This window comes from Brevundimonas sanguinis, from assembly GCF_029636725.1.
GTDB classification, from domain to species: domain Bacteria; phylum Pseudomonadota; class Alphaproteobacteria; order Caulobacterales; family Caulobacteraceae; genus Brevundimonas; species Brevundimonas sanguinis.
In genome coordinates this window covers 1,773,369-1,791,275 of the sequence record NZ_CP116770.1, presented here as the reverse complement: position 1 = coordinate 1,791,275, position 17,907 = coordinate 1,773,369, and the positions used below count along the sequence as shown (strand labels likewise).

Annotated in this window: 14 protein-coding genes, 1 tRNA gene and 1 riboswitch; of the genes, 11 read left to right on the top strand and 4 right to left on the bottom strand. The window is 67.6% G+C overall.

Translation table 11 applies throughout. The features are described 5' to 3' along the window. Positions 1–78 precede the first annotated feature (78 nt). The 4 genes from PIB44_RS08945 to PIB44_RS08930 are packed head-to-tail and all read left to right on the top strand — an operon-like array spanning position 79 to position 7,937. Entirely contained in the window at positions 79–1,797 is a 1,719-nt protein-coding gene (locus PIB44_RS08945; RefSeq protein ID WP_278069110.1) for a retropepsin-like aspartic protease, read from the top strand. Between the two features lie 54 nt (positions 1,798–1,851). Continuing rightward, positions 1,852–3,921 carry a M13 family metallopeptidase gene (locus PIB44_RS08940; RefSeq protein ID WP_278070979.1) on the top strand — a complete coding sequence of 690 codons (2,070 nt, stop codon included), beginning with the start codon at positions 1,852–1,854 and terminating at the stop codon, positions 3,919–3,921. 36 nt (positions 3,922–3,957) lie between these two features. Beyond that, on the top strand, positions 3,958–5,775 hold the full coding sequence (locus PIB44_RS08935; protein WP_278069108.1) for a DUF885 domain-containing protein: 1,818 nt from the start codon (positions 3,958–3,960) through the stop codon (positions 5,773–5,775). A 35-nt stretch (positions 5,776–5,810) separates the two neighbouring features. Continuing rightward, positions 5,811–7,937, top strand: a complete 2,127-nt coding sequence (locus PIB44_RS08930; protein WP_278069107.1) for a M13 family metallopeptidase — start codon at positions 5,811–5,813, stop codon at positions 7,935–7,937. A gap of 264 nt (positions 7,938–8,201) precedes the next feature. On the opposite strand, the gene PIB44_RS08925 is transcribed toward PIB44_RS08930, so the two are convergent. Both PIB44_RS08925 and PIB44_RS08920 read right to left on the bottom strand, forming a co-directional pair. After that, positions 8,202–8,291, bottom strand: a tRNA-Ser gene (locus PIB44_RS08925). A gap of 64 nt (positions 8,292–8,355) precedes the next feature. Beyond that, positions 8,356–9,288: a DMT family transporter gene (locus PIB44_RS08920; RefSeq protein ID WP_278069106.1), complete on the bottom strand. Its 933-nt coding sequence runs from the start codon at positions 9,286–9,288 to the stop codon at positions 8,356–8,358. Between the two features lie 137 nt (positions 9,289–9,425). Between PIB44_RS08920 and PIB44_RS08915 the strand changes: the two genes are divergently transcribed. The 7 genes from PIB44_RS08915 to PIB44_RS08885 all read left to right on the top strand — a co-directional run bounded on the left by PIB44_RS08915 (position 9,426) and on the right by PIB44_RS08885 (position 17,402). After that, positions 9,426–10,307 (top strand): septal ring lytic transglycosylase RlpA family protein, encoded by an 882-nt coding sequence (locus PIB44_RS08915; RefSeq protein ID WP_278069105.1) that lies wholly within the window; start codon positions 9,426–9,428, stop codon positions 10,305–10,307. A 40-nt stretch (positions 10,308–10,347) separates the two neighbouring features. Then, entirely contained in the window at positions 10,348–10,974 is a 627-nt protein-coding gene (gene tmk, locus PIB44_RS08910) for a dTMP kinase (RefSeq protein ID WP_278069104.1), read from the top strand. Further along, on the top strand, positions 10,971–11,951 hold the full coding sequence (locus PIB44_RS08905) for a DNA polymerase III subunit delta' (protein WP_278069103.1): 981 nt from the start codon (positions 10,971–10,973) through the stop codon (positions 11,949–11,951). Before tmk ends, PIB44_RS08905 begins: the two co-directional genes overlap by 4 nt. Before the next feature lie 15 nt (positions 11,952–11,966). Further along, the gene (locus PIB44_RS08900) at positions 11,967–12,752 is read left to right on the top strand and encodes a TatD family hydrolase (RefSeq protein WP_278069102.1); all 786 of its coding nucleotides are present in this window, start codon (positions 11,967–11,969) and stop codon (positions 12,750–12,752) included. Further along, positions 12,749–13,567: an MBL fold metallo-hydrolase gene (locus PIB44_RS08895; protein WP_278069101.1), complete on the top strand. Its 819-nt coding sequence runs from the start codon at positions 12,749–12,751 to the stop codon at positions 13,565–13,567. The genes PIB44_RS08900 and PIB44_RS08895 overlap by 4 nt, the downstream gene beginning before the upstream one ends. Positions 13,568–13,710: 143 nt before the next feature. Then, positions 13,711–14,982: a dicarboxylate/amino acid:cation symporter gene (locus tag PIB44_RS08890; protein WP_278069100.1), complete on the top strand. Its 1,272-nt coding sequence runs from the start codon at positions 13,711–13,713 to the stop codon at positions 14,980–14,982. 127 nt (positions 14,983–15,109) lie between these two features. Beyond that, positions 15,110–15,320, top strand: a riboswitch (cobalamin riboswitch). Between the two features lie 132 nt (positions 15,321–15,452). Further along, the gene (locus PIB44_RS08885) at positions 15,453–17,402 is read left to right on the top strand and encodes a TonB-dependent receptor plug domain-containing protein (RefSeq protein ID WP_278069098.1); all 1,950 of its coding nucleotides are present in this window, start codon (positions 15,453–15,455) and stop codon (positions 17,400–17,402) included. 46 nt (positions 17,403–17,448) lie between these two features. On the opposite strand, the gene PIB44_RS08880 is transcribed toward PIB44_RS08885, so the two are convergent. Together PIB44_RS08880 and PIB44_RS08875 are read right to left on the bottom strand one after the other, a co-directional pair. Continuing rightward, on the bottom strand, positions 17,449–17,643 hold the full coding sequence (locus PIB44_RS08880) for a DUF2842 domain-containing protein (protein WP_025977222.1): 195 nt from the start codon (positions 17,641–17,643) through the stop codon (positions 17,449–17,451). Further along, positions 17,643–17,894, bottom strand: coding sequence for a transglycosylase (locus tag PIB44_RS08875; protein ID WP_278069096.1), 252 nt, complete (start codon positions 17,892–17,894; stop codon positions 17,643–17,645). The genes PIB44_RS08880 and PIB44_RS08875 overlap by 1 nt, the downstream gene beginning before the upstream one ends. Positions 17,895–17,907 lie beyond the last annotated feature (13 nt).

Genomic DNA, 17,907 nt, shown 5'->3' with positions numbered 1-17,907 from the left:
TGCGCTCTCCTCCTGTCCGCCGCGGTCCTGGCGACCGCCGTCCCTGCGCTTGCGGAAGCGTCCCCGTCCGCCGAGGCCTTGCTGAAGCGCCATGCCGCCTGGCGCGGCGGCAGCGCCTTGGACGGCCTGACGGGGCTCAGCTTGTTTGGAACGGTGACCACCGCGGGCCTGCAGGGCGTAACGCGGGCTTGGCTCGCCGTCGGCCCGGATGGCGTACGACGCTATCGGCAAGCGGATGAGCTGGGGCCGGTGCATGAAGAAACGGGCGCCACCGAGCTCGGGGGCTGGAGCCGCACAATGAGCGGCCAGATCGAGACCCTGTCGCGCGAGCAGGCCGATGAGGCGTTGAACGCCGCAGCCCTGATGCTGGGCCAGCTGCCGCGCGGCGCGCGTCCCAGAGTAGGCGCGGCTGAGGATGTGGACGGGCGGGCCTGTGTGCCCGTAGCGGCTGACGCCGGGCGTCAGCTTTACGAGTTGCTCATCGATAGCATGGACGGCGCCCTGTGCGGCGTGCGCATCAGTGCGCCCGGCGAGAGCCGAACCGTCCTCTATTCCGATTGGCGCTGGGTCGACGGCGTACGTATGCCCTTCCATCAGGCGGTGGACGACAGCGACGATAATAATGACGGCCACATTGCGATCGACAGATTGACGGTGAACCCGGCGCTGGACGACGCCGTCTTCGCCCGGCCTGCGGCCGTGCAGGTGGTCCGCTTCGATCCCGGCCGCACGGACAGCGGGTGGCTGGATTTCGAGTTGTTCTCGCAGCGCCGCCTTTTCATCCCCGTGATCATCCAGGGCCAGACGGTCGACGCCATGCTCGACAGCGGGGCGGAGGTTACGGTCGTTGATCGCGCCTTCGCCGAGAAGATCGGGCTGGTCGGTCAGGGCGGGGTCACCGCCATCGGCACCGGAGGCAGCGAGACGGTCTCTATCGCGCCCGGCTTCGACGTGCGTCTGGGCGGGGCGGAGTTGAAGGGCGTGACCGTGGCGGTCATGGACCTGTCGCCGATCACCCAGGCTCTGGGCCGCCCCGTCCCGGTTCTGCTGGGCAAGGAGATGATGAACCAGGCGATCACCGACATCGACTTCGCCGCGCGGCGAATTCGTCTGGTGGCGCCCGACGCCTTCGCGCCGCCGCCGGGCACGATCGAACTGCCCTTGACGCCGGTCAACGGCCTGCGCGCCCTGCCTGTGGTCATCGAGGACGGCCCGACCGTCATGGCGATGTTCGACCTGGGCAACGGTACGCCGCTCGCCCTGTTTCCGGGCTACGCCGCCGAGGCGCGGTTGACGGAGGGACGGCGGGTCTCGGCCGTCATGGCGGGCGGGGTTGGCGGCGCGGCGCCGGCGGTTCTGTTCAACCTGAACAGCCTCAGCATAGGCGGTCATGTGTTCGAGAGCGTGCCGGCGACTGTGCGCGGCGAAGGCGTGTGGGCGCGCGAAGACGCGGCGGCGAACGTCGGCATGCCGATCCTGTCGCGTTTTCGCCTGATGATCGACTTCGGCGGCGACCGGCTGTTCCTGCTGCCGGGGCCGGACATGGCCAGGCCGCTGGCGCGCGATCGCTCGGGCTTGAACACCATCGTGCGCGACGGCAAGCGCATCGTCCGCTTCGTCGCGCCGGGCTCTCCGGGCGAGGCGGGCGGATGGAGGGCGGGCGACGTCATCGTCGACATCGACGGCGGAGGCATCGACCCCGAGAACCACTGGGGCGAGGCCGCGGCCGGGCGCACCGTGACCTTGACGCTGGAGGGCGGGGAGCGCCGCGCCCTGACCCTGGCCGACTATTTCTGACGCTTCGGCGCCGCACCCGACAGAACCGGATCCAACCGGGAGGAAACCGTGAAGATGAACCTGCGCACCGTCCTTGCCGCCGCCTCGGCGCTCAGCCTGCTGACCGCCTGCTCCAGCCCCGACGCGGGCCGGGCCGAGCGTAAGGCTCCCGTCTATGGGACGTTCGGCTTCGACGCCGCGGGCATGGATCTGACGGTGCGGCCCGGCGACGACTTCTTCGCCTTCGCCAACGGCGGCTGGGTCAAGACGACCGAGATTCCGGCCGACCGCTCGGTGTGGAACACCTTCGGCGTCCTGGCCGAGAAGGCCGACGGCCGGGTGCTGGAGCTGATCACCCAGGCGCGGGCCGGCAACGACAAGGACGCCGCCAAGGTGGCCGACTTCTACGCCAGCCTGATGGATGCGGCGGCGGCCGAGGCCAAGGGCGTCCAGCCGATCCAGGCCGAGCTGGCGCGCATCGCCGCCCTGAACGACCGCCGCGGCCTGTCGGCCTATCTGGGCGGGGTGATGCGGGCCGATGTCGATCCGCTGAACGCCACCAACTACTACACCGACCGGCCGCTGGGCCTGTGGGTGGCCCAGGATCTGGACGAGCCCGAACGCTACGCCCCCTATCTGATGCAGGGCGGGCTGGGGATGCCGGACCGCGACTACTACCTGGACCCGGCCCCGCGCTTCGCCGATCTGCGCCGCCAGTATCAGGCCCATGTGGCCGCGACCCTGCGCCTGGCGGGCCTCGACAAGGCCGACGAGCGCGCCGCCCGCGTCATGGCGCTGGAGACCCGCATCGCCCGCAGCCACTGGAGCCAGCTGGACACCGGCGACGTGCAGAAGGCGAACAACACCTGGACCAAGGCCCAGTTCGCCCAGCGCGCGCCGGGCTTGGACTGGGACGCCTTCTTCGCCGCCGCGGGCCTGGCCCAGCCGCAGACGATCAAGGTCTGGCAGACCGACGCCGTGACCGGACTGTCGGCGCTGGCCGCCTCCGAGCCGATGGAGGCATGGCGCGACTACCTGGCCTTCCACGCCGTCGACCGCGCCGCGCCCTGGCTGGCCAAGGCCTTCGTCGACCAGCATTTCGCCTTCCACGGCCAGGCCCTGTCGGGCACGCCGCAGCAGTCGCCGCGCTGGAAGAAGGCGGTGGCGGCCACCAACGGCGCGCTGGGCGACGCCGTGGGCCGGATGTACGTCGCCCGCTACTTCCCGCCCGAGGCCAAGGCCGAAGTCGAGGCCATGGTGACCAACATCAAGGCCGCCTTCGCCCGCCGCATCGAGGGGCTGGAGTGGATGTCGCCCGAAACCAAGGCCGAGGCCCAGGCCAAGCTGAAGTCCATGCGCGTCGGCGTCGGCTATCCTGACAAATGGCGCGACTATTCCGGCCTGACGGTGCGGGCCGACGACGCCTTCGGCAATCTCGAGCGGTCGAGCCTGCTCGAATACCGCCGCCAGCTGGCCAAGCTGGGCCAGCCGGTCGATCGCGGCGAGTGGTTCATGGTCCCGCAGGAGGTGAACGCCCTGTTCGCCCCCTCGCAGAACTCCATCATCTTCCCAGCCGCCATCCTCGAGCCGACCTTCTTCGACCCGAACGCCGACCCGGCGGTCAACTACGGCGCCATCGGCGGGGTGATCGGCCATGAGATCACCCACGGGTTCGACAACCTGGGCTCTCAGTTCGACGCGCGCGGGCGGCTGCGCGACTGGTGGACGGCCTCTGACAAGGCGCGCTTCACCGCCGCCACCGACCTGCTGATCGCCCAGTACGACGCCTACAAGCCCTTCCCCGACGCTTCGGTGAACGGGCGGCTGACCCTGGGCGAGAACATCGCCGACGTGGCGGGCCTGTCAGCGGCCTACGACGCCTGGAAGCTGTCGCTGAAGGGCGCCGAGGCGCCGGTGCTGGACGGCTTCACCGGCGACCAGCGCTTCTTCCTGGGCTGGGCCCAGAACTACCGCAGCCGCTACCGCGACGCGGCCCTGCGCCGCCGCCTGCTGACCGACGTGCACGCGCCTGGCCCCTATCGAGCCGACGCCGCGCGCAATCTGGACGCCTGGTACGCCGCCTTCGACGTCCAGCCGGGCGAGGCCTTGCACCTGCCGCCCGCCAAGCGCGTGCCGGTGTGGTGAGCGGAAGCTGAAACGAGAAAGAGGGGGAGAGTACTCATGATTGACGCAAGGCGCATAAACCGGCGCGGCGTGCTGGCGGCGGGCTCAGGCCTGGCGCTGGCGGCCGCCGCCGGCCCGGTCTGGGCGGGGGCGAAGGACGCGGACGCGCGGCTGGACGCAATGCTGGACGCCCAGCTTCAGGCCTGGTTGGACCGGGCTCCCGAACTGGTGACGGGCCTAGGCCTGGACGTCGGCGCGCGCGCGGCCCAGCGCTTCAAGCTGGCCGACCGATCGCAGGCCGCGGCCGTGGCGGGCCGTGACAAGGCGGCGGCCGACCTGGCCGCCGTGCGCGCGGTCGATCCGGCGTCCCTCTCCCCCGAGGCTCGCTTGAGCCGCGACATCGCCGTGTTCCAGCTGGAGTGCACGGCGGCCTATCGGGCCTTCCCCTTCCACAAGTCCGAAGGCTGGCGCGAAGGCCCCTACATCGTCAGCCAGATCGGCGGCGTCTATTCCATGACGCCGGACTTCCTGGACGCCCAGCATCCGGTGAAGACGGCCCAGGACGTCGACGCCGCCCTGTCGCGCATGGCCGCCTTCGCCAAGGCCCTGGATCAGGACACCGACCGGGCCGAGGCCAACGCCGCCGCCGGCATCGTGCCGCCCGACTTCCTGCTGGACGGCGCCCTGGCCCAGTTGAAGGCCCTGCGCGACGGCCAGGCCAAGGACAAGGCCATGATCCGCTCTCTGACGCGCCGCGCGCGCGAACAGGGGCTGGACGATCCCGAGGCGGCGGCCGTCGCCCTGTTCGAGGGGCCTATCCGCCAGGCCCTGACGCGCCAGATCGCGGCCCTGGAGCGCCACCGCGCCCGCGCCGTCCACGACGCCGGGATCGGCTCGCGCCTGCCGGACCCCGAGGCCTATTATGCGCTGAACCTGAAGACCTACACGACCACGGCCTATTCGGCGGACGAGATCCACCGCATCGGCCGCGATCAGGTGGCCGAGCTGACCGGCCGCCTCGACGGCCTGCTGAAGGCTCAGGGCTACACCAAGGGCACGGTGGGCGAGCGGGTCGCCGCCCTGAACCGCGAGCCGCGCTTCCTGTTCGGCAATACGGACGCCGGGCGCGCCGAGCTTCTGGCCTATCTGGAAACCGAGATGGCCCGGGTCCGGGCCCGCATGCCCGAAGTGTTCGCCACCGTGCCGCGGGGCGGCTTCGAGATCCGCCGCATCCCCGTCGAGATCGAGGGCGGAGCGCCGGGCGGCTACGCCTCGGCGGGCAGCCTGGATGGGACGCGGCCGGGCATCTACTACATCAACCTGAAGGACACGGCGGACTGGCCGCGCTGGAGCCTGAAGACCCTGACCTATCACGAGGCGGCGCCCGGCCACCTGTTCCAGGGCGCCCTGGCGCGCGAGGCGGGGGATTTGCCGCTCTATCGCCGTCTGACCGGCTTCTCGGCCTATTCCGAGGGTTGGGGCCTCTACGCCGAGCGGCTGGCCGACGAGATGGGCTTCTACGACGACGATCCCTTCGGCCGCATCGGCTATCTGCAGAGCTTCCTGTTCCGCGCCGCGCGCCTGGTGGTCGACACCGGCCTGCACGCCAAGGGCTGGAGCCGCGAGGAGGCGATCCGCTACATGATCGCCACCGCCGCCGAGCCCGAGAACCGCGCCGCGCGCGAGATCGAACGCTACTGCGCCGCCCCGGGCCAGGCCTGCGCCTACAAGCTGGGCGAGATCGAGATCGCCCGCCTGCGGGCCGAAGCCGAGCGCCGTCCCGGCTTCTCGCTCAAGACCTTCCACGACCGCGTCGTGATGTCCGGACCGATGCCCATGACGGTGCTGGCGTCGCACCTCACCGCATCAACGTGAGCTGAAGAGCTCTACATTAGCAAAGGATCGACTTGATGAGAGTACTGCTCGCAGGAGCGGCCGCCGCCGCGCTTCTGGCGCCTGCCGCCGCCTTGGCTCAGGACGGACATGATCACGCCTGCATTGACCAGGCGTGCAGCGTCTTCGAATTATTCCAGACCCCGGCGGCGCAAGGCGGCGCCTCGGGCTGGCAGGGAACCGAGGCGCCGAAATACGGGACCTGGGGCTTCGACCTCAACGGCCGCGACACCTCGGTCGATCCCGGCGACAACTTCTTCCGCTACGCTAACGGCGCGGCGGTTGATCAACTGACCATCCCCTCGGACCGCACCTCTTACGGCTCGTTCGCCCTGCTGCGCGAACTGTCCGACAACCGCATGAAGAAGCTGGTCACGGATCTGGCCGCGCGCACCGACCTGGCCCCTGGCTCGGACGAGCAGAAGATCGCCGACGCCTACCGCGCCTTCATCGACGAGGCCCGCATCGAGGCGCTGGGCGCCCAGCCGCTGGCCCCCTATCTGGCCGCTATCCGCGCCGCCGACACCCATGAGAAGATCGCCGCCTACATGGGCCAGACGCAGGGCCGCGTGGGCGGCTCCTTCTTCGGCACCGGGATCACCATCGACCAGAAGAACCCGACCCGCTACGCCGTGACGACGGGCCAGGGCGGCTTGGGGTTGCCCAACCGGGACTACTATCTGGACGCCCGGTTCGCCGACAAGAAGGAGAAGTATCAGGCCTATATCGAGCGGCTGCTGACCCACATCGGCTGGGCTGACCCGGCCGGTTCGGCCGCCGCCGTCGTCGCCCTGGAAGATCGGATCGCCCAGGCCCACTGGACCCCGATCGAGAACCGCAATCGCGACAAGACCTATAATGAATACTCGATCCAGGCCCTGGCCGCCGATGCGCCGGGCTTTGACTGGAACGGCTATTTCAACGCCGCCGGCCTGGGCTCGATCGACCGCCTGATCGTGCGTCAGAACACGGCCATGCCCAAGATCGCCGCCGTCTTCGCTCAGACGCCGGTGGCCACCCTTCAGGCCCGGCAGGCGTTCCACACTGCGGACGCGGCCGCTCCCTATCTTTCGCAGCGCTTTGCCGACGCTCACTGGGAGTTTCGGTATAGGGATCTGGACGGGCAACCGGAGCAAAGCAGCCGCGAGAAGCGCGCCATCAGCTTCGCCGAAGGCGCCCTGGGCGAGGCGGCGGGTCGTCTGTACGTCGCCGAATACTTCCCGGCCGAATCCAAGGCCAAGATGGAAGAGCTGGTCGCCAACCTTCGCACCGCCCTGTCGCACCGCATCGACAACCTGACCTGGATGGGCGCCGAGACCAAGGCGGCGGCTCAGGAGAAGCTGCAGAAATTCACCGTCAAGATCGGCTACCCGAACAAATGGCGAGACTATTCGGGCCTGGAGATCAAGGCCGACGACCTGTTCGGCAATGCTCAGAGGCTGGCGCGCTTCGAATGGCAAGACGACGTATCGAGGCTGGGCCGGCCCGTGGATAAGGAGGAATGGGGAATGACTCCCCAGACGGTGAACGCCTATTACAGCTCAGTGAACAACGAAATCGCCTTCCCCGCGGCGATCCTGCAGCCGCCCTTCTTCGACCCGGACGCGGACCCGGCCGTCAACTACGGCGGCATCGGCGGCGTCATCGGTCACGAGATCGGCCACGGCTTCGACGACCAGGGCTCCAAGTCTGACGGCGACGGCGTTTTGCGCAACTGGTGGACGGACGAGGACAAGGCCAATTTCGATAGTCTGACCGCGCGCCTGGGCGCCCAGTATGACGAGTTCGAGCCTCTGCCGGGTTTCCACATTCAGGGCAGCCTGACCATGGGCGAGAACATCGGCGACGCCGCCGGCACGGCCGTCGGGCTTGAGGCCTACCACCTGTCGCTGAAGGGCCAGCCGGCGCCGGTGATCGACGGCGTCACCGGCGACCAGCGGTTCTTCTACGGTTGGGCTCAGGTCTGGCAATCGAAGTATCGCGAGGATGCGCTGAAGAACCAGATCGCGCGGGGGCCGCATAGTCCGCCCGAGTATCGTGTCATCGGATCCGTTAGAAACGTCGACGCCTGGTATGATGCTTTCAAAGTCAAATCCGGCACGCGCTTCTACCTTAAACCGGCCGATCGCGTAAGAATTTGGTGATTACATAGCTCGCTAGTCATTACGAGCAGACTAGCCGTGAGGGGCGCTTCGATCCGTCATCGGAACATGCCCTGCACGGCTAGTCAGGAACCTGATTTCCGTGATGTGAGGTCGCCGGTGTCGCCGGGACTCTGGATATGCGGCAGTTTCTTTGGGCGATTACGCTCTGCGTAGCCTATGAACCACCGCCGCGGCCTCGCCCCAAGTAAACTCAGATGGGTAATTCGGGGGGGGGCAGGAAAAGTTCAATAAAAACAACGTGCGTGGCGGACAGGGTGGGATTCGAACCCACGGTAGGCTTCCACCTACGGCGGTTTTCAAGACCGCTGCCTTAAACCACTCGGCCACCTGTCCAGCGCGACTCGGCGCGCTCGCGTGCATAGCCGTAAAGCTGTCCGCAATCCAAGCGGAAAGCGCGTCAGGCCGGCCTCGCGGCTCGTGTGGAGCGGGTGACCAGCCAGATGCCGCCGCAGACCAGGATCAGCGCGATCAGATAGCTCCATTTGAACATCGACTCGCCCAGGAAGGCGGCGGACAGCGTCACGCCGAAGACGGGAATCAGGAAGTTGAAGGCCGCGATCAGGCCGACCGGATGGTGCTTCATCAGCACGCTCCATACGGCGAAGGCGATCGATGACAACAGCGCCAGATAGAGCAACAGCGCGGCCGAGGCGGCGTTCAGCGCCTCCAGATGGCCGCCCGCCGCCCACCCGGCGCCGGTCAGGGCGGCGCCGCCGATGAACAGCTGCCAGCCCGTCATGATCATGGGATCCAACTGGCGCGAGACGCGCTTGCCGTAGATTGAGGCCGCCGCCAGCACAAAGGCGGCGATGACGATGAAGCCCTCGCCCAGCAGGCTGAAGTCGAACCCCAGGCCGGCCCCGCCCAGATTGACGACGACCACGCCCAGAAAGCCGATCAGGCAGCCGAGCGCCTTTCGCCCGTTGAGGCGGTCGTCAGCATACAGATAGTGGGCCAGAACCACGCTGAAGAAGACGCTGGTGGAGTTCATGATCGACGACTTCACGCCGGTCGCGTGCGCAAGGCCGATATAGAAGAATACGTACTGGATCGCCGTCTGCGTCAGGCCCAGCAGGGCGACCTGCGCCGTCTGGCGTGGCTCAAGCCTCAGCACGGGCCTCTTCAACGCCGCGGCGACGAACAACAGGATCAGTCCCGCCAGGGTGAACCGCCACCCGGCGAAAAGCAACTGGCTGGCGATATCGTCTTTCGCGATGTGCAGTAGGGCGTAGCCGCCCTTCACCGCGGGAAAGGCGCTGCCCCACAACGCGCAGCACAAAGTAGCGAGAATGAAGACGCCGGAACGGGTCTGATACAGCGATGGGGTCAAGATCGGCTTCAGCAAGCGGAGGGAAGAAGACGCACGACGTTCCGCCGCGCTCATAGGCGCAAACGCGACGTTAACCAAACCGGAAACCGTTCGGCCGCATAAGCAAGGTCTGTCAGTCGGTCGGAGTGCGTTGAACCATGTGGGCCAGGATCCTGAGAGCGGCGGTCGTCGCCGCCGCCTTTTCGACCCTGGCGGCGTGCGCCAGCCTGGGCGGAGGGCGCGAGGCGCCGCTGAAGCCGCCTGTCGTCACGGACCCTGCGCCGATCGTGTCGGGGACCATGCGGCCCTATCAGATCCGCGGTCGCTGGTATCACCCGAAGGAACAGCCCAACTATGACGAGGTGGGTCAGGCCTCGTGGTACGGCTCCTATCACCACGGCCGCTCGACCTCGACGGGCGAGCGTTTCGACATGAACGGCCTGACGGCGGCTCACAAGACCTTGCCGCTGCCCAGTCTCGTCGAGGTCACCAACCGGGCGAACGGGCGTCGGGTGATCCTGCGCGTCAACGATCGCGGCCCCTTCGTCGACGGGCGAATCATCGACCTGTCGCGCGGGGCGGCTGAGGAATTGGGCCTGCTGAATCAGGGCGTGGGCGAAGTGCGGGTCCGCTATGTCGGCCGGGCCCCGCGTCAGGGCGGCGGGACGCCGATGCAGCGCGCAGAGGCGACGCCGGCCGGCGCCGACTCCGCGCCGAGCCGAGACGCGGGACCGCGCCCTTATTATGAAGTCGCGACGGCGCCGCCACCCGCACAGGCGCCTGCGCCTCAGCCTGTTCCGTCTTACGCTGCTCCTGCCGCCGCCTATTGGGTGCAGGCCGGGGCCTATTCGGATCGGCGCGGCGCGGATCAGGTCGCGCGCCGCCTCGGCGACCGAGCCTCCATCCAGAACCTCGATCGAGACGGCCGGACCCTGTTTCGCGTCATCGTCGGACCCTGGCCCGATGCGACGGCGGCGGAGCGCGCGCGTCAGGCCGTGATTGCGCGCGGTTTCAGCGACGCCCTGTTGATAGGCGGCTGACGGGTCTTGCGTCCGCCGCGCGGGTCGCCATTGTGCGCGGGTGCAGCGAGGCAGATTCATCACGTTCGAAGGCGGCGAAGGCGCCGGCAAGACCACACAGGCGCGCCTGCTGGTCGAGCGGCTGCGCGCCGCTGGGCTGGACGTCGTTCAGACGCGGGAGCCGGGAGGCTCGCCGGGGGCTGAGGAAATCCGCAACATCGCCGTCTCGGGCGAGGCTGACCGCTGGTCCGCGCGCACCGAGACCCTGCTGATGTACGCTGCCCGATCCGACCATCTGGAGCGCACGATCCGCCCCGCGCTGGAAGCCGGGCGCTGGGTGGTGTGCGATCGCTTCGCCGATTCGAGCCGCGTCTATCAGGGCGCAGGCGGCGGCGCGCCTGAAAGCCTGATCGAGGCGCTGGACGCAGCCGTGGTCGACGGCGACCAACCCGACCTGACCCTTGTGTTCGACCTGCCGGTGGATGTGGGGCTGGAGCGCGCCTTCGGTCGCGGCCTGTTCGAGACGCGCTTTGAATCCAAGGGCATGGCCTTCCATCAAAAGCTCCGCGAAGGCTTTCTGGACGTGGCTGAGCGCCACCCCGACCGCTGCGTCGTCATCGACGCGACGGGCGAGGTCGATGAGGTGTCGCAACGCCTCTGGACGGTGGTGGAGGCGCGGCTGCTTTGAGCGAGCATCCGCGCGACCGGTTCGATCTGATCGCCGACCTCAAGGCCGAAGAGGCTTTTCTGGACGCGCTGGACCGTGGCCGTCTGCACCACGCCTGGCTTCTGTGCGGGGTCGAGGGATCGGGCAAGGCCAGCTTCGCCTATCGCGCCGCGCGGCGTCTGCTGGGCGCGGCGCCGGATCTTTCCCGCGGGCCGCTGGGCGCCGCGCCGCACGATCCCGTCAGTCGTCTGGTTTCGGCTCAGTCGCACCCTGATCTGCTGGTGCTTGAGCGTCTGGTCGAGGGCGGTAAGCAGAAGAAGTCGATCTCGGTCGAGCAGGCGCGCGACCTGCCGGAATTCTTCGCCAAGAGCCCGTCCCAGGCGCGGCATCGGGTGGCGATCATCGACGCTGCAGACGACCTGAACGTCAATGCCGCCAACGCCTTGCTGAAGATTCTTGAGGAGCCGCCTGAAAGCGGCGTTCTGTTCCTGGTGACGCACGCGCCGGGCCGTTTGCTGGCCACTATCCGTTCGCGGTGTCGTCGTCTCAGCTTTCCGGTCTGGCCGGAACATCGTCTGGCGGAGTTGGTCCAGCGACGCACCGGCGTGTCGCCATCCGAGGCGGACGAGGCGGCGCGCATGGCCGGTGGCTCGCCGGGCGCCGCGCTGGATCTAGCGTCCGGCGCCATGTCCGAAACGGATCGTCTGGCGCGCAGCTGGGTCGAAGGCGGCGATGTGGACCGCGCTGAACAACTGGCCGTGGCTGACGGCTTTCGCGGCGCCGAAGGGCAGGCGCGGTTCGACGCCTTGATGGATCGGCTGATCGCGGCGGTGAAGCGGCGCGCGGTCGAGACCGGCGGGCGCGAGGGCGCGCTGTGGGCTGAACTGTGGGGGCGGCTGTCGGAACTGCCGGACCGCGCGGCGGGCCTGAATATGGACAAGGGGGATGTGCTGGCCGGAGCTCTGGCCGACATCGCCCGCGTCAAGGCATCAGTATAAGGGCGTTCACCTGAAATGATCATCGACAGTCACGTCAATCTTCACGCGCCCCAGTTCGATGAAGACCGCGACGCCGTGATCGCGCGCGCGCGCGAGGCGGGCGTGCGGCTGATGGTCGAGATTTCGGACAAGCTGTCGACCTTTGATGCGACCCATGCGCTGGCCATGAACAACGCCGACATCTGGTGCACGGTCGGGGTGCATCCGCATGAAGCCAAGGACTATGCCGATCTGACGGCCGATCATCTGGTGGAGTTGGCGCAGCGCCCGCGCGTCATAGGCGTCGGCGAGTGCGGGCTGGACTTCCACTACGATCTCAGCCCCCGCGATGTGCAGGCGGCGGTCTTCCGCCAGCATATCGAGGCGGCGCGCCGCACCGGGCTGCCGCTGGTCATCCATACCCGTGAAGCCGACGAGGTCATGGCCGACATCCTGCGCGAAGAACATGGGCGGGCGCCGTTCAAATTCCTCATGCACTGCTACACCAGCGGCATGGAGCTGGCTGAACTGGCTATGGAATTGGGCGGGTGGTTCTCTGTTTCCGGCATCGCTACCTTCAAGGCGGCCGAAGAGGTGAGGGCGGTGATCCGGCGGATGCCCGAAGACCGCATCATCGTCGAGACGGACTGCCCCTATCTGGCGCCCATCCCGCATCGGGGCCGCCGCAACGAGCCCGCCTATGTCGGCCTGGTGCTGGCCAAGCTGGCCGAGATTCGCGGGTGGTCTCCGGAACAGGCGGATCGTCTGACGACCGACGCCTTCTTCAATCTGTTCGACCGTATCCCCCGGCCCGCCGAATGAGAGAGCTGGAGGTCGTCATCCTGGGGTGCGGTTCGTCGGGCGGGGTGCCGCGCGGCGACGGCGACTGGGGCGACTGTGATCCGGCCGAGCCGCGCAACCGGCGCACCCGCTGCTCCATGCTGGCGCGTCTTCATGGCCCGGATGGCGTCACTAGCGTGATCATCGACACCTCGCCGGACTTCCGCCAGCAGATGCTGGTGGCGGAAGTCAAGCATATCGACGGCGTCCTCTACACCCACGACCATGCGGACCAGACCCACGGCATCGACGATCTGCGGGTTTTCGCCCACGCGCGAGGCCGCATTCCCGCCTGGATGGATGAGCCGACCCATGCGGCGCTGACGCGGCGGTTTGACTACATTTTCGAGAGCCAGCACGGTTATCCGGCCATCGTCGAGGCGCGGCCGCTTCCGCCGCACGGCCGTCAATGGAGCGTGCCTGGGCCAGGCGGCGACCTGCCGGTGGCGACGTTCGATCAGGCGCACGGCCCGATCCGATCGGTCGGCTACAGGATCGGCGGCGTGGTCTATTCCAGCGACGTCTCAGACCTCGATGATGAGGCGCTGGAAGCGGTGCGCGGGGCTGACCTGTGGATACTGGACGCTCTTCGCTATACGCCCCATCCGACCCACGCCCATGTCGATAAGGCGCTGGACTGGATCGCGCGAGCGCGAGTGAAGCAGGCCGTCCTAACCAATCTGCACATTGACCTGGATTATCAGCGGTTGAAGCGAGAGCTTCCGACCAATGTCGATGTCGCTTATGACGGTTGGCGTAGCCGAATCTTGCTGGACGAGGCTCAGGCTGGGGAGTGACGCTCGCCTGTCCATGCAAGAATATGTGATGTGCCACAGGGGTTTTATCGGCTATTCGCTCCGGCTGAGCTGCGGGCGGTGGGGCCCTCCATTGGTGTAACGGCGGCGTTGGGGGATTCTGCGCCGCGAACCTGGACGACTGTATGAAACGTATTTTCGCTTACCTCATCGTCGGGGCTATGGTCCTCGGCGTTGTGACGGGCTGGGGCCTGAATAAATTTCTGACGGCGGATCAGGCTTCGGCCGCCGCGTCGAACCTCAATCTCATCACCGACATCTTTCTGCGTCTGATCAAGATGATCATCGCGCCGTTGGTGTTCACCACCCTTGTGGCGGGCATCGCCCATATGGAGGACGCCGCCTCGGTCGGGCGGATCGGCGTCAAGACCATGACCTGGTTCATCGGCGCCTCGATCGTGTCGCTGGTGCTGGGCCTGGTGATGGTCCAACTGCTGCAGCCGGGCGCGAACATGCACCTGCCCGAGGCGGTGGCTGCGACGGCCCCGGCGGCCTCGACCGACGCCTTCTCGTTGCACGGCTTCATCGCCCACCTGGTGCCGACCTCGATCTTCGACGCCATGGCCAGGAACGAGATCCTGCAGATCGTCGTCTTCTCGGTCTTCGTCGGCACGGCGGTCGCCGCCCTCGACGACAAGGCGCCGGCGGTGCTGCACCTGGTCGAACAGGCCGCCAGCATCATGCTGAAGGTGACCGAGTTCGTGATGAAGCTGGCGCCGTTCGCCATCTTCGCCGCCCTGGCCTCGACCATCGCCACCCAGGGGCTGGAGATGTTGGGCACCTACGCCAAGTTCGTGCTGGGCTTCTATGGTTCGATGGGCGTGCTGTGGGGCCTGCTGTTCGTGGCGGGCGCCGTGGTGCTGGGCAAGCGGGTGATCCCGCTGTTCCAGGCCATCCGCACCCCGACGCTGCTGGCCTTCTCGACGGCCAGCTCGGAAGCCGCCTACCCGCGCATCCTTGAGGCCCTGCCCAAGGTCGGCGTGCGCCGCCGCATCGTCAGCTTCGTCCTGCCGCTGGGCTATTCGTTCAACCTGGACGGGTCGATGCTCTACTGCACCTTCGGCACCATGTTCATCATGCAGGCCCACGGCGTGCATCTGAGCGTGTCGCAGCAGATCTTCATGCTCTTGCTGCTGATGGTGACGTCCAAGGGCATTGCGGGTATTCCGCGCGCCTCGCTGGTGGTGATCATGGCCACCCTGACCTACTTCGGCCTGCCTGAGGCGTGGATCGCCATTGTGCTGGGCGTCGACCACCTGCTCGACATGGGGCGCTCGGCCACCAACGTCGTCGGCAACTCCGTCGCCGCCGCAGTGGTCGCCAAGTGGGAAGGCGAGCTGGACGACATCCCTGCAGCGGACAGCGCGGACGGCGAGCCGCAGCCCGCCGCCGTCTGACGTCGGTTCGGTCCAACAAGAAGCAGGGCGTGGAGAGATCATCTCCACGCCCTTTTTCTTGGGTGTAAGGCCGGAGCCCGCCATGCCGGGCCGGGCGTTGCTGTTGACCTGAACCGCGCGCGGCCCTACTGCGGCGGTCGCGTCAGGTTCCCCTCGACGGGGGATTAAAAGGGAACGGAGTGTGAAACTCCGGCTGTTCCCGCAACTGTAAGCGGTTAGCCCGCGCGTCAAACGCCACTGGCGGCTCGAGAGGTCACGACCTCATCGACTGCTGGGAAGGCGACGCGCACCGGCCTTGATCCGCGAGCCAGGAGACCTGCCTGTCGCCGTCGTTCTCCGCGCGGTCGGGATGTGCCGGGCGGTCGAGGCAACTCGTGTGACGACAGTCGTAAACCAGCCGCGTCAGCGGCCGCTTTCGCTCATCCGGGCGAGGGTCGGTCCGGCGCGGCGTCGTCATATGGAGACCCGGAATGAACCGGACCGCATTCGCCGCCCTGGCCGCCGCCAGCCTTCTGGCCGCCGCCCCTTCTTTCGCCGCTGAAGCGCTCGATCAGCAAGCCGCCGCCCCCGATGTCGCGGGCCGCGCCGGCGCCACCGCCGTCGAGGACGTGGTCGTCACCGCCAACCGCTCGGCTCAGCCGATCGAGCGTGTCGGCGCTTCGGTCGCCGTCCTGACCCAGGCCGCCATTGAAGCGCGCCAGACGACCGCCGTGGCCGAGCTTCTGGCGCAGACGCCGGGCGTCAGCTACAGCCGCAACGGCGGCGTGGGCGCGGCCAACAGCCTGTATATCCGCGGCGCCGAGGGCCACCACACCGTCGTCCTGATCGACGGGGTCAAGCTGAACGACCCGTCCTCGACCCAGGGCGGCTTCAACTTCGGCAATCTGCTGGTCGGCGACGCGGCCCGCATCGAGGTTCTGCGCGGGGCCCAGTCGACCCTGTGGGGCAGTCAGGCCATCGGCGGCGTGGTGAACATCGTCACGACCGAGCCGACAGAAGCCTTCCAGGGCGGCCTGGACGCAGAAGCCGGCGCGCGCGGCACGACCTATTTCCGCGGCGGCGTGAGCGGCGCCAATGAGCGACTGAGCTGGCGCCTGGCGGCCAGCCGCTACGCCACCGACGGCTTCTCGGCCTATGCCACGGGAACCGAAGACGACGGCTACGACAATACCGGCCTGTCGGGACGGTTGAATCTGAAGATCACCGACGCCGTGTCGCTGGACCTGCGCTCGGTCTGGTCCAGCGGGCGCGCAGACTTCGACGCCTGGAACGGCGACAGCCGCGACTATGGCAAGACGCAGGAGCTGGTCGCCTACGCCGGGCTGAACATCGACCTTCTGGACGGCCGTTTCCGTAACCGCATCGGCTATGCCCACACCGATACGGATCGTCGCAACTTCAACCCGGACAACAAGATCCAGCCCCTGACCTTCGATTCCGAAGGCCAGAACCGCCGGTGGGAGTATCAGGGCGCCTTCGCCCTCACCGAGACGCTGAACACGACCTTCGGCGTCGAGCACGAAAAGTCTGAAATGAAGGCGCGCTCGCTCGGCGATTGGAATCCCAACGCAGACTACGGGCGCGGCGAGGCTGAACTGAACAGCGTCTACGGCCAGGTTCAGTGGACTGTTTTGGACGGACTGACCCTGACCGGCGGGCTGCGCTATGACGATCACGCCCAGTATGGCGACAATCTGCTGGGGCAGGTCGCGGCGGCCTGGGCGCTGAACGACGGAGCCACCGTCCTGCGCGCCAACTGGGGGCAGGGCTTCCGCGCGCCGGGTCTGTACGAGCTCTACAGCGAGTACGGCAGCCTGGATCTGCAGCCTGAAGAAGCCGAGAGCTGGGAGATCGGCGTCGAACAACGCCTGTTCGACCGCGCCGTCGTCTCGGCGACCTATTTCCAGCGCGATAGCGACAATGAGATCAACTACGCCAACTGCCTGCCCGGCGACGCTCACCCGATCTGCAGCCAGCCGTACGGCGGCTATTATCAGAACATCCAGAAGGCCGAGACCAAGGGCGTCGAACTGATCGGCCGTCTCGACGTGACCGAGCGCCTGCACCTGAACGCCAACTACACCTGGACGGACGCCAAGAACGCCGTCGGCGATCATGAAGGCAAGCGTCTGCGCCTGCGTCCCGAGCACATGGGCAATCTCGCGGCCGACTACGACTGGGCCTTCGGTCTGAAAACCGGCCTGTCCGTTCGCTACGTGGGCGAGACCTTCAATGACCTGGCGAACGCGGTGAAGGTCGACGCCTTCACCTTGGTCGACCTGCGGGCCTCCTATCCGATCGACGACAATCTGGAAGTCTACGGCCGGATCGAGAACGCCTTCGACGAGGACTACCAGACCGTGCTGGGCTACGGCACGGCCGGTCGCGGCGTCTTCGGCGGCGTGCGCGTCCGCTTCTGATGCGAAGGTCGGGCCGCCCTGATGTCGGGGCGGCCCGGCCAAACCTCTATTCCCGTTCGGCCCAGCGCAGCAGGGGAATGAGCGGCACGCCCCAGCCGATGCCCGCCACGGCGAAGAAGATCAGGTCGATCCACCAGGCCTTAGGCAACAGGGCGTGCAGCGTCACGGCGCCCCAGATCCAGAAGATCAGGAAGAACACCACCGCCACGGTGGCGACGAACCGGCGCGCGCGGGGCGGCATCAGCGCTTGTTCCTGAACAGGAAGAAGGCCGCCAGGCCGATCACCGTGGTCACCAGCGACCACAGCAGCCACTCCCAGTCCGTCAGCGCCGCGACCGCAAAGACGCGAATGGCCAGGAAGGCGCCGCAGGCCGCGCTGACCAGGGCGACCAGGATGACGGCCCCTATGCCTCGGCGTCCCGTCAGAAGGTCGGCGATCCACGCCAGGGCCACGGCGCCGACAACGGCGATGGCGATCTCTATATATTGCACCGGCCGGCGCTCC